The sequence below is a fragment of the Dellaglioa sp. CoH-55-MRSF-8 genome (assembly GCF_056782195.1).
Genome location: NZ_JBXAYH010000283.1, coordinates 1 through 230 on the forward strand (window position 1 = coordinate 1; position 230 = coordinate 230).

The following is a 230-nucleotide window of genomic DNA, read 5'->3' on the forward strand; positions in this document are numbered from 1 at the left end:
GCGCTGGACCAATGAGTACAACATCCACAAGCAGGTTGCCAATCGCGTGCTTGAGGCGTTTACCAACATCAATGTGGTGGTCACGTCGAGTCAATGGGACAACTTCTTTGAGCTGCGTAATCACCCGGATGCCCAGCCCGAAATCAAAGATTTGGCTGAGACTATGCTTCGGGCCATGTCCGCAAGCAATCCGCGTATTGTCGATCCAAAGGACCTGAATGATGCTCGTG

The 230-nt window shown here is 52.2% G+C and carries 1 protein-coding gene; it reads left to right on the plus strand.

Translation table 11 applies throughout. From position 1 onward, the window contains the following. Positions 1-230 (plus strand): FAD-dependent thymidylate synthase (locus AC1RPW_RS08745; RefSeq protein WP_481769572.1); only part of this gene is annotated, 230 nt, incomplete at both ends.